Source organism: Citrobacter sp. Igbk 16 (genome assembly GCF_028069755.1).
Classification (GTDB): Bacteria; Pseudomonadota; Gammaproteobacteria; order Enterobacterales; family Enterobacteriaceae; genus Citrobacter.
The window spans coordinates 1-12023 of the sequence record NZ_JANEWJ010000053.1 but is presented as its reverse complement, the minus strand read 5'-3'; the positions used below and the strand labels follow the sequence as shown (position 1 = coordinate 12023).

Below are 12023 nucleotides of genomic sequence, written 5' to 3'. Positions count from 1 at the left end.
ATCTATTATTTGTATGGATATGGATTTATTATGGACAATGAAAATGATGTGTTGATGGAAGATCTTCTCAGCAAGATCTCTGAAGAAAACCGCGAACAGTTTATTGAAGATTTATTTGAGTCTGGCGCTACCCGCAAACAGCTGTATGGCATTCCAGATAGCCTGATGAACGGTTTCTACGCCTGTGCATACGAGTATTACCAAAAAGGAGAAATTGAAAAAGCGGAGCACTTTTTTAAATTTTTAATGATGTATGACTTCTATAATCCTGATTACGCATTTGGCCTGGCCGCCGTTTATCAGCTAAAGCAGGACTATAAGCATGCGTTGGATATCTATGCGATTGCCTATGCGCTTGATGATGACAATTTGCGCGCCATTTTTGAAGCAGGGCAGTGCTATATGCACTTGCATAACTATTCGAAAGCACGCGACTCATTTGAAGAGGTCGTGGCTCACGAAAAGGATCCTGAGCTGGTCAAACGTGCCGAGGTGTATCTTAAAGCGCTAACAAAGATTAACGACAGTGATGAGGATCATAACCATGTACGGAATAACAAATAAGCCTGCGACGCTGGTTACCCAGCAGGTAGCCAGTGAAGGCGATGTTGAAAGAATCACAACCGCGAAACAAGATATTAGTTCAACAAGCAGCAGCGACGAAAATACTGCGCAGAAAATTGTCCAGGAAAAATTGGTTACGCGCGCAGAGAAATTAGCCATGACCAGTGAATCATGGAAACCCACTTTACGTTCCCCTGAAAGTGTGACGCTGCGAACATCGCAGCAATCTGAATCGCAGTCAGGTGAGACGAATAGTGCGATGTCGGGAAGTCAACAATCATCAACCTATTCGCTGGCAGAGGTACTGGCCACATTAGCGGTAAAATTGGGGGATTCAGCCGTGGTCGGGCAAATGTTTCGTGCCACAGCGACACAGTTGATGGGAAGCGTTGCATCCGCAGCACTCGTTCAGACGTCACAAGACGTTGAAAACGCACAGCAGGCGTTAACGCAGGCAAATTCAGCTTCTAGCGAGGCCGAAAAGGCCAAAAACGAGGCTGACGACAATTTACTCCAGGCTGAAACATCGCAAACCAACGCCGAGCAGTCGCTGAACGATGTCCGGGACGTTCTGGCTTTAGCGGAAACAGCCTATAACGACGCCCTGAACGCGACTTACAGCAATGATGAAGAAAAAGCGTTGGCGATTAAAACGGCTGCAGACAGGGTAACGAATGCGCAACAGGCCGTGGACATGGCTGCTGAAGAATACCAGCAGGCGATTGATGCCAAAAGCAAGGCGCAAGAGTCGGCAAATGATGCCACCGAGAATGCACAGCAAAAACAGCAAGCGGTGGTTACGGCAACCCAGGCGCTGAAAGTGGCTCAGGACGCACTGGAGAGTGCGACAGTCAGCACTCAGGACGTAAATAACGATAATACAAGTAGCATTAATCGAGTCGATCTTTTGATGGCACAGTTAGTGACTATTTTAGGTAAATGTAACGAAGAAACCTTAAAGACGAATATGGAACTGGCCAAAAGTCAGCAGTCTGCCAAACAAGCTGAACTGGCTATGGAAACAGAAAAATCCGATAAAGTCGCGGAAAAACAAAAACGGATGCATAAGATCTTTGGCGCTCTCAGCAAAGTAATTATGTGTATAACGATGGTTGCCGGTGCCATTTCTGCACTATTTACCGGCGGCGTGATGGCAATTTTATTTATTGCCAGCACGGCCCTCATGATATCGGATCAAATTATGAAAGCTGCAACGGGTGAGTCCTTTATGGCGAAAGCGACGAATGCCGTTGTGAGTGGAATTGCTAAAATGTTTGAAGCTATGGGCGCGGATGAGGCGGTTGCCAATATTCTTGCATCAATAACAATGTTGCTATTAACAATTTCAGCTATGGTACTGTTGAGGGGAGGCGCAAAATTTCTGAGTAATAAACTCCCAAGTAATATATCAAATTCGATGTTAAGAGGCCTTTCAAACCATGGGTTATCCGGTGGTGGACGCATTGTGAAAATGGGATCTGAAATTACATTCAGAACATCGCTCGCTGCCAGCGGAATTAGTAGTGCCTCTTATTCAATCACCAGCGGTGTTTATGAACAACAGCGCGATAATATTTCTGCCAGACTGCTGGAGATAATGAAAGATAATGATTTTGTCAAAAGATTTATGGATATGATCGTGGAAAACTACAGTGCTACGATGAAAACCATGAACGGGATCCTTAAAAATGAAACGGAAGCAGCGGGTATGTCTATGCAGGTAGGTAAACAAATTTTGGCACATACACGTGCGTAATTGTAGTAAAAATGGAGATAAATATTATGGTTGGATCGGTTAATTCAGTGGTAACGGGCAACGTATATCTTAATGCAAGTGAGAATGTAGATGTTACCCAGACGAATATTAGACAGAACGTCAAAGATACTCAGGCCTACCAGGCGTTAGTGAAGCTGGTTGCCGATGGCTACAAAGGTGTAGATGGGACAAAAGAAGACAAAGCCACAGCACGTAAAGAGGCTCAGCAACTTCTTAGCCAGTTGCATAGTGGTTTAGGCAGCAGCGATACCAGCACCGGTAATGTGATAACCGTATCAATGCCAAAAGCCAGTTCACTGCTGACTCTCTTGATTGCGATGATTGAATCAGAAAATGAATCCTCAATTGCGGGTTATAAGATGTCCGGCGATCTCGGCGTAATTAGTGAGGATTTTACAGATGCTGCGGCAGATGAATTACGTGAACAGGGAAAACTGGCTTTGTCATCGGGTATTACAAGTGGTACGACTCAGATGGTTGGTGCGGCAGTATCGGTTGGTTATGGCGCAAGTGGTGCAAAAAATAGTGTCAAGCAAAGCAATGCGCTGAAGGTGGAAAATTATGCTGATGCTAAACTCTTCGAAGGATACGCTGGAAATTCTACTAATAAAGGGCTGGCGGCTAACACATTGGGTAAAGCTGCTGCTGATGCAGAGCAGGGCGCGTTTGGTATGGAGACGAAAAATTCTGAAGCAGAACAAACGACCCTACAGGCAAGCAGCAAAATGATGGATCAAACCATGGAGATGAGCAAAGAAACAGCCCAAAAAGCGGCGCAAGTGATGAGTAGTCTTCTTTCGCTGATGGCTGATATACGGCACTCGTCAGCAGATCTGGTCTCCACAGTCAGTAGCAATCTGAAAGCCTGATTGCTAATCAATTTATAAAAAAGGCCCGATATGTTTCGGGCCGTTATAAGTAATTAAAAATAAAATAACAGAATCGATTATTCCGCAACAGACTCTACTGCCTGCTGACGATATTCTTCAAGTCGTTCAGCAATATTCAATGTGGCAAACGATGCGGTAATAGCCAATTTAGCTAGCTGGGATGGTTGGCGTTGAAAATCACAGCACCATATTTCCTGCCCATATTCTACACGTAGCTTAGCGGCCTGACATGTTCGAAGTTCTACATCAATTCCGGACTGCTTAAAATTATCGCTGATGGCTTTGGCTGAGCGAATGGCATAAGCAGGGAATGAAACGATAGCTTTGCGGTCTGTAATAGCATCACGGGATAGATAATGAGCTAATAGTGCGAGCATATTTTCTATACCGGCCTCACTGGCAAATAATTGCTGTAACTGTTTATCCAGTTGATGTTGCGAATGTTTCAACAACTGAGATGTTGCAGATTCAATATTGCTGACGTAATCGACCACAGTTTGTGATGCTTTCTGTATTCCCTGACTATAACCTTCCATCCAGGCAAGAGAACGCAACTCATCAGCCTCATTTCTTGCATCGCGCAGCATATGTTGAGCATGCTTCCTGGCAAGTTGCTCAAGTCTGGATGCACTGGTCGCTGAATTCAGCCATTTCGCTTTGATAAGCGGGGTATCTGGCAAATACTGCTTTGGAAGTGAGATTTGTCTAAGCATATTCTATAGCCTGTAAAAAAAGAAAATACTCTTCAGAATAGATTTGGTCATCTCTGATATCAGGTTCTTGACATTCATCAGAGAAAAATAAGGCCAGTAGAGGGACAAGTGGAGGGGGAAATCGATTGTGCATCGCTTTTACCAACAACGTATATGCATACTGTTCAAGCATCGCGAGGTCGGGTTGGCGATATTCCTGGTTTATGGATAAAGATGAAAACCAGGGGATATAAAGGAATGCGCGCTGTTTGGCCGTTAAAAGCGTGAGGGCGGCGGGAAAGCGTACGAACATAGGAGCAAGTTGCCTTGATGCGGCCATCATCGCTGCATTATAGAGTTTTTCCCAGCGAGAAATAAAGAACATATTTTGTTCAGAGAGTTGCAATAGGTCAATATCAATAGTGTTCTGTGGTAAAAGAAGTCTGTTTACAACAGTACGTGGCACATTGCGCCATTTAGCTACTCTGGTCGTATTCGCCCAGTCAGCTGGCATCAGCACAATTTTGCTAAGCATAATTATCTCACTCATAGCATATCCAATAATAAGCGACGAAAAGAAATCGTCGCTAATGAAAAATTTTGTGGCTGATTACTCTGTCACTTTCTTAGAAAAAAACGTTGAGATATACGGGTCCAGAACACACCGAGCAAAATTAGAACTAATAGTAGAACTGAAGATGCAATGATAACGATGTATCCCCATACCGGATATGCAGGTTTGATACTCACTAACTTAAGTGGAGCGGATTGGCGGAACATAACCACAGATATATTTTCATAGTGCATATCCTGCAATCCGTTCTTTATAAAACGGCGGATTTTATCTGTATATGCTGACTCATCAATTGTTCCCTGATAGGTTATCAATACTGATGCCACCATTGAAGATGAATCATTATTTTCAGGGCTAATACCAGGATAACTCAAATGCACTCTGGCGCTGGTAATATGCTCCAGTTCTTGTAGTGACTGACCCAGTCTCTGTTCAATAGCTGAGATCAGCCGTGCTTTTTCACCAAGAGGAGTCGACACCATAGCGTCCGCTGGAAATTGTTGTGATATTTCAATATCATCAGCGGAGGGAAGGTTATAAGCAGTCAGTAATACCGTCGCTGAAGCCAGACTTTCTGAGGAAACCTGAATGGAATATTTTCCTTTGCCACTGTCAACTTTAAACGCATCAATATTATTCGACTCCAGAAGTGTAATGATTTCGTTAGCTTGCCTTTCAGATAATTGGTCAGCTAATTTTTCATTACATCCGCAAAGTAGAAAAACAAGTAGCAATAGAGCAGTCTTAATATTAAATGATTTCATCATGTTTTTATTAATGTTTCGATTGCGGAAACACCCTTACGAGCCAGCGTGCTATATAAACTGGTGTCTATAGTATAAGCGCTCAGCCTGTTCTGCCATATTGCAAGTTGCTCTGGGTCGGAAGTGACTGCTGGGTTATTCAATGCGGCGGTAATTCTGTCTTTCTCAATCTGGGTACCCACTGCCAGTCTGGAGACTTCTTCAGCTAATCGCGTATCCAGATCAACCAAATCACCTGTGACTAAAGAGGGCTGTGATTCAGAAAAAGTGGGTGCCTGTAATGATTGTGGTGATATCTGATTAATAGACATACTCACGTTAGTACTCCTATTCGTAGGAAAATCCAATAGCGGCAAAAGCAGTGGAACTACCTTGCCGCGCATCATTTATTATTTAAAGTTAGCAATAATACCCTGGTCAATATCACGGAAAGATTTCACCACGTTCGATTGCGCATTTTTGTAAAGCGTATACTCAGATAATGCAGACTGGTATGAAGCCAGATTAGCCGGGTTACTGGGGTCTTTTTGTAAGACCGATAATGCATCATCCAGCGCTTGTCTAAGGTCTTGTGTACCTTGCTCAAATCCTAAAGACATGTTGCTAATATAACCAGTGCCATAATCCGCATTCTCAACAGTGCTTGCATCATGTGAGATATTGTTAAATGCGACCATTCTAATTTCCTCTTATTCCATTTAATTTAATAGGGATAAAGCCAGTGGTAATCAGATATGATGGCATAACTGTCATCACCGTTCCGATAGGTCAACGGCCGTAATCCGGGTTCTTCCAGTCCAAAATCAAACTGAACATATTCACTGCCATATTTTTGTCTAAAATTGTCTATCGAATTCTGGATAACAGTGTATTGTTCTCTCTCGATAACACCATGAATCATAAAACTCGCTCTAAAAGGCGTGATGTTTGTTGTAAACTGAAAACCTAATTCACTGAATTTACGTTTAGCAGATGCAATAATTTCTTGGTCGGCAAATGAACCGATGACTGTATTTTTTATCCATGGATAATTTTTACTAATCAAAGCGTTAAATGACTTATTGCACGTATTTGTAGTACAACGTTCGGTACTAAACATTATTGTTAAAGTTGAAGAATCAGCAAGCTCAATTTTATGGAATGGGATCTTCAGTTCGTGGAGCTTTGCCGAGAGTTCAAGGCGAGCAGACTCAAGAGATACGATATGAATTTTCTCTGTATTGATATTACTCTTATTGAGTTCCTGCCAGCCCCAGCCGGCGTCGGTATCGTTCTTCACAATGACGTAAATGCTGCCATCCTTAAGTTTAACGATATCAGGTTCAACAGGAGACAATAAAGACAGTACTGAAGCGCTATTATCTACCTTAGCGTAATAAACAATGAAAGAAGCAGCGGCTACAACAAGGATAACGGTACTGAGAAAAATCAGCCAATAAAGTTGGCGACGCAAATATGATTTGTCAGTTGATACTTTAGTAACTGAAGTATCGGTAATGCTTTCATCCTGATGCAGAGCAGAAAACGGCCCTCTGGAATAGTTTACAACGTCCTGACTCCAGGGTTCTCCCTTGATTTTTAGGGCAATGGTTATCAGGCCAATCTTAACTGGGCTGTTCAGGCTTAAAACACGATCTGAAGTCTCTCCACCATTTTCCGGGGAAAGGAAATCTTCTCCGGCGAGTGACAGTAGCTGGTAAGAGACAGCCTCCGTATCACTTTCAGTAGAAGTTATTAATGACAACAAAAAGCAGGTACTCTGCTCTGCAGGGGCTGGGACGACAACAGTGTTGATGCTGCTAAAAATAGACTGCTGCTCACTTTGTTCCGCAGTTAATAGCTGTTCCTGTGACATGAAGCGGACATGCACGTTTTCGCTGTGAGGTAATGGAATGTCTACTCCATACATCGAGCCAGAAAGCACCTTCATGACATAGTGGGGCAGGCAATCCATACCTGCATGCTGCGAATTCTCTTCCATAAAAATCCCGTACCAAAACAAGGTGACTATGCTGCTAAGTAGTCTAAGGGATATAAAAAGTGAAAAAAATAAATATTTATTTATTCAACAAAAAAGAAAATGGGAAAAATATAAATAAAAATTTATGTGATATTTTTATGAAAGACGTTAGCCTATGTCGAGAGCTAGGGTCCCTAGTGATAAAAGGGTTATTCAGCAGCAAAACGGCAGATAAGTATGCTCCCAAGGAAGGGAACTTAAATATGAATAAATATTATGTGTGTAACGGGTCTTTATCATTTATCACTGTAATGATTTTATCCACGGTACTGCTCGGTTGCACAGTTAAAAAACCGTTAGAAAGAGACATTGCATTGGTGCCTGATGGACATGTCACGCATTCTACGCGTTTATTCAGGCAACAGCTTGTGTATTGTGCAACGCAGTATCTTGCTGAGACTCAACATCCGGGTGCCGAAATTCAATGGAATCTTCAGTCAAAAAAATTAACGATCAATAGCGCTGACCAAAATCTGGAACGTTTCTTAAATATCTGTGTAACGGACGCTGTGGCAATGATGGCTGATGTTAACGATAGCGGAAGTATGACAATTTCTGCTAACCAAAGTACTGAATAAAGACGGATATAGGCCATGAATGTTAAAGAAATTGAATGGTATCCAGGGAATAGCCTTAGTCGCAGACAGTTATCTGAAAAATTTATGCTATGCGTTTCACTAAGCACTGAAAATAAAGTTAATCTTTGCCATAAGAGTGTGCGGGGTGAAAACCCTGGCTGGAAGATTGGCGAACAGGGAAGGTTTTCACAGCATTTAGTCTATGGCAGACAGATCAGTGATTATCACCAACAGTCACGGATTTTAACGGGTACTGTGAGTATAGGTTATTTTTCTGAACTGCTTGCATTTCTCGATGCTGCATATCAGGATTATTCTGACGTCAATACGAACAGGAAATCTGATGCTCAAAATAAGCATAATGACAATTTATGTCTAAGATATTCAGAACTAGNACAATTATTTATTATTAGCTACATTCGAAGAATTGATGATTTTCAGTTTATCTCATTATGCGAATTTATACGACAGCAAGAGTCCTATATGATCGCCAGCTATCTTATAGGAAATTATATCAACAATGATATTGGCAATGTTACTAATTTGAGTGAACGTTACGGTTTGTCATACTCGAATTTCAGGAAAAAAACACAATTATATTTCGGTGATACAGTAAAAACCAGAATGCAGGCATGGCGATTGACAAAAACAATGCTGGATATTGTAGAGACAAAGGAAAGTCTTACTCATATAGCAATGAGCAATGGATTTAGTTCACAGTCTCATTTGAACCAGGTTATCTTATCCTCTTTCGGTATGACACCATCCTCATTGAGGAAGATAAATGAAAAATTATAATATCTGTCATACGGAACAGTACGAGTTGTTCCTGCTAACCGACGAATATTTTATTGATAAGTATGCAGTTCTCTCAATGTTAGTGATGAAATTGAATCATTTTATTGCGTGTCGAATTGGTATTAATGACGGCTGGGTTTGTTTGTTTCCACTCGAATGCTCGAATATGGAATTTTTCACGTCTTTCATGGATGGATATATCAATGTTTTTCAGGACTGAAGCCGCAATAAAAAATTTAAGTACACTCATTGTATTGAGTGCACTAAGCTATAGTGGAGTGGTTTCTGCTGTTGAGGATAATTCGACAAGTAATGGTATTCGCCAATCGACCCACGGTAGCGATGTTACTTTAACGGCACCAATTAACAGTTTTACTGCAAATAATAAGAGTGTTGATTTTGTTTTTAAAGCGATATCATCACAAACTAACAAACCATTTATTGTAAGTTCCCGTGCAAAAAAATACTCGGTGACAGGCCGTTTCGAACTTAACAAACCAATGGAAATGGTTGAACGCATTACGCATGACTTAGGGTTAATTTGGTACTTTGATGGTTCAATATATTATATATATGAAGCCTCAGAAGCTAAAACTGCAATCATTCATTTTCCAGCCAGAAGCTATAGAGATCTGGAGGATTTCTTGCACAGCAATGGCATGTATGATGCCCGTTATCCACTTAAGATGAATATGCCATCTAATACACTTTATATCTCCGGACCACCAAAATATATTGAAATTGTGGTTGGCATAGCTGGCTTTATGGGAGAGGGATATTCGTCATCTAACAATGAATTAGTGATTGATACTGTAAAACTGCGACACGTTTTCGTAGATGATCGTACTTATAGCTATCGCGGACAAACGAAAACGATGCAAGGTATTGCCACCACAATCAACAATTTGTTTTCAGATAATGGCATTCAAGGAAAGAGTAATGTTGCAGTGAAAAAGCAAATTAAGCCAGAGTCTACAACTGAAACAGGAATTCTCGACGAATCTGAATTTGGCGTGCGAGCAGAATTTGACGATAATGGCAGATTTTCTGGCAGTGAGATTAAAGTATTGCCATTTTCAGGTCGTAACAGTTTGCTTATTAAAGGCACGCAAGATCAAGTTAACATGATAAAAGATCTTATTGCCCGCCTTGATGTTCCTCGTAAACAAGTCGAGTTTTCTCTTTGGATTATTGATATTAATAAGGATGATTTAGAGCAAATAGGTGTAAATTGGCAAGGGCAATATAAAGTCGGTTCAAACCTCCAGACATTTTTTAATGCCACAAGTATCTTAACAAGTTCGCAAAGTGATATGTTTTTGGCAACTGTTAATACGCTAAGTCAGAGGGATAAGGCGAATATTGTATCGCGTCCCATTATTCTGGCCCAGGATAATATTCCGGCTATCTTTGACAATTCGCGTAGTTTTTATGTCAAATTGATGGGGGAAAGAGAAGTTTCGCTTCAGACAGTAACCTATGGTACCTCCATTAACGTTATTCCAATGATTTCAGATGATAATAAACTCGTTGAGATGAATATTGACATTACAGATGGAAATACTGTGGCGGATGATCAAGGTGATACTGCAACGGTAGATCAATTACCGGTTGTGGGAAATACTGCTATCAGCACCATGGCTCGGGTGACTGCCGGTCAGAATCTTCTCATTGGTGGCTATACACGAGATCAGTTGTCTGATGGCGTTACAAAAATTCCATTTCTTGGTGATATTCCATTGATCGGCAATTTATTTAAAACAAAGACAAACAATTCTTCGAAGGCAGTAAGACTCTTTTTGATTCAACCCCGGATACTGGAAGATGATTTTAGCCACAAAGATGCACTTGATGGCTACATTAATGATGGTTGGGATGCCATTAAAAATTATCAGAATAAGACGCAAAAAATTAATCAAGATGCTTTTATAACACCAACTCATCAGGGGTAGAATATGGCATTAGACTCTTTACCAATGTCCCGCATTCGAAGTGCGGGAGGGATTGGCGATTTAAGCAACGTCCTTGCTAAGATGCAGGATGATGCTGAGGTGAAGGTGGAGAAAGGTTCTTTTTCAGTCGCGATGACGATGGCCGATGATATGTCCGCGTTATTGAGTTCTTTTCTGCAGAATAACCGTGCGGCAAAGGCAAAACCTTCATCACCTGAAAGCATTGCTGAAGAGTGTGAAGCCGCAATCAAGGAGAAAACACCAAACTGTGTGGTGAAAATTAATGATTTTGCCAAAGGTGGAGCAATGACGGCAAAACAATTGTTAAATTATCTGCATCAATTATTCGCCGACCCGACAGAAATTGCTTTGCTTCTTCACGCGTTTATTTTGATGAAAAAGAAGAAAAAAGAAGATGATGAGTTGCCTGATATTTCTTCGGATATTCTGGAGTCTGCGCTTGAAAATCTGATGAAGGGACCTGACAGGAAAAAGATCAAAGCAGGTATTAACAGCGCAAACACAGCCAGAAAATTTAGTTTGCAACTAAAACAAAATGAACAGTCGTTGCGTAAAGCTTATGAGGGGTTTCTTACACAGAACCTTGATCCACTAGAAATATACCAGATGTCGATTGAGAAATTTGGCATTGAAAATCGCTATGCTGTATTGGATTACTATTCTCAGGCATTGCATTGTGATATTAATAGTTATGACCCTTCATGCAGTGCACTTGAATTTGGTGCTTTACTAGAAGCAAATTTTAGAATGAATATACTGCGTTCTGCCGATCAGGTATTTATGTCGAAGATGAATGAAAGTGAATATATTCCATCAACAAATGAAAAGGATTTCATATTGCTTGATTTCTTCTTTCATATTGTTTTGCAACCTGATGAAGCTAAGAATTTAACGATTGAACTGGTTAACAACTGCATGAAATATTATGCAGGTAGTGATAAAACCAACTTTGTTCAACAAATTTATTCTGCCATTAAGCCACTTCCGTTCGCGCTCTTTGCAGATGATTTGGCCGATGCTGAAAAAATGAAAATGAGTGTTGAGAACACTCTTGCAATGATTATCGACGGGTTTGCTCGTTTTACTCATATCGGAAGGATATATGGTTAATAGCGGACTGGAGGATGAGGTGAGCAATTTGCTAGCCGGCGAAGAAATCTCTGTTACATACAAGGGAAATATATTCCGCTACTGTCGATATGGAGTATGGTATTTTGTGATGGTGGAAATGCCCATAAGTTTGATCGACCTTTCTGCATGGTTATATAATAACAGTGAAATGCTTAGCCACAATGAGCAAGTTCTATCGCACCACGATAAAGTCTATTATTGTGTATTGCAGAAAGAAATAGATCTAGCTCTTATATACGAGAGATTTATAAAGTATACAGAG

Annotated in this window: 14 protein-coding genes; 8 read left to right on the top strand and 6 right to left on the bottom strand. The window is 41.0% G+C overall.

Annotated features, from left to right (window positions below):
• From NNO03_RS21995 to NNO03_RS21985, 3 genes are all read left to right on the top strand, one after another.
• A partial coding sequence (locus NNO03_RS21995; protein WP_271450561.1) for a SycD/LcrH family type III secretion system chaperone occupies positions 1 to 564 on the top strand: 564 nt, incomplete at its 5' end.
• On the top strand, positions 545 to 2320 hold the full coding sequence (locus tag NNO03_RS21990) for a pathogenicity island 1 effector protein SipB (protein WP_271450560.1): 1776 nt from the start codon (positions 545 to 547) through the stop codon (positions 2318 to 2320). The genes NNO03_RS21995 and NNO03_RS21990, both read left to right, overlap by 20 nt.
• Positions 2321 to 2346: 26 nt before the next feature.
• Positions 2347 to 3210, top strand: a complete 864-nt coding sequence (locus NNO03_RS21985; RefSeq protein WP_271450559.1) for a hypothetical protein — start codon at positions 2347 to 2349, stop codon at positions 3208 to 3210.
• Between the two features lie 77 nt (positions 3211 to 3287).
• On the opposite strand, the gene NNO03_RS21980 is transcribed toward NNO03_RS21985, so the two are convergent.
• From NNO03_RS21980 to NNO03_RS21955, 6 genes are all read right to left on the bottom strand, one after another.
• Positions 3288 to 3944, bottom strand: a complete 657-nt coding sequence (locus NNO03_RS21980; RefSeq protein ID WP_271450558.1) for a type III secretion protein HrpE — start codon at positions 3942 to 3944, stop codon at positions 3288 to 3290.
• A complete protein-coding gene (locus NNO03_RS21975; protein WP_271450557.1) occupies positions 3937 to 4473 on the bottom strand; it encodes a hypothetical protein in 537 nt (178 codons plus the stop codon). Before NNO03_RS21975 ends, NNO03_RS21980 begins: the two co-directional genes overlap by 8 nt.
• Before the next feature lie 68 nt (positions 4474 to 4541).
• Positions 4542 to 5264 (bottom strand): type III secretion system inner membrane ring lipoprotein SctJ, encoded by a 723-nt coding sequence (sctJ, locus tag NNO03_RS21970; protein WP_271450556.1) that lies wholly within the window; start codon positions 5262 to 5264, stop codon positions 4542 to 4544.
• Positions 5261 to 5572: a type III secretion system inner rod subunit SctI gene (gene sctI, locus NNO03_RS21965; protein ID WP_271450562.1), complete on the bottom strand. Its 312-nt coding sequence runs from the start codon at positions 5570 to 5572 to the stop codon at positions 5261 to 5263. Before sctI ends, sctJ begins: the two co-directional genes overlap by 4 nt.
• A 78-nt stretch (positions 5573 to 5650) precedes the next feature.
• A complete protein-coding gene (gene sctF, locus NNO03_RS21960; protein WP_271450555.1) occupies positions 5651 to 5938 on the bottom strand; it encodes a type III secretion system needle filament subunit SctF in 288 nt (95 codons plus the stop codon).
• A gap of 26 nt (positions 5939 to 5964) precedes the next feature.
• A complete protein-coding gene (locus NNO03_RS21955) occupies positions 5965 to 7242 on the bottom strand; it encodes a PrgH/EprH family type III secretion apparatus protein (RefSeq protein WP_271450554.1) in 1278 nt (425 codons plus the stop codon).
• A 59-nt stretch (positions 7243 to 7301) separates the two neighbouring features.
• Here NNO03_RS21955 and NNO03_RS21950 point away from each other — a divergent pair, with 59 nt between their 5' ends.
• The 5 genes from NNO03_RS21950 to NNO03_RS21930 all read left to right on the top strand — a co-directional run.
• Complete coding sequence (locus tag NNO03_RS21950; protein WP_271450553.1) at positions 7302 to 7859, top strand: hypothetical protein; 558 nt, start codon at positions 7302 to 7304, stop codon at positions 7857 to 7859.
• 15 nt (positions 7860 to 7874) lie between these two features.
• Positions 7875 to 8657 (top strand): helix-turn-helix domain-containing protein, encoded by a 783-nt coding sequence (locus NNO03_RS21945; RefSeq protein ID WP_271450552.1) that lies wholly within the window; start codon positions 7875 to 7877, stop codon positions 8655 to 8657.
• 203 nt (positions 8658 to 8860) lie between these two features.
• Positions 8861 to 10609 carry a type III secretion system outer membrane ring subunit SctC gene (sctC, locus tag NNO03_RS21940; protein ID WP_271450551.1) on the top strand — a complete coding sequence of 583 codons (1749 nt, stop codon included), beginning with the start codon at positions 8861 to 8863 and terminating at the stop codon, positions 10607 to 10609.
• Between the two features lie 3 nt (positions 10610 to 10612).
• Positions 10613 to 11740 (top strand): HrpJ domain-containing protein, encoded by a 1128-nt coding sequence (locus NNO03_RS21935; protein ID WP_271450550.1) that lies wholly within the window; start codon positions 10613 to 10615, stop codon positions 11738 to 11740.
• 19 nt (positions 11741 to 11759) lie between these two features.
• The coding region (locus NNO03_RS21930; RefSeq protein WP_271450549.1) for a hypothetical protein at positions 11760 to 12023 on the top strand (264 nt) is incomplete at its 3' end.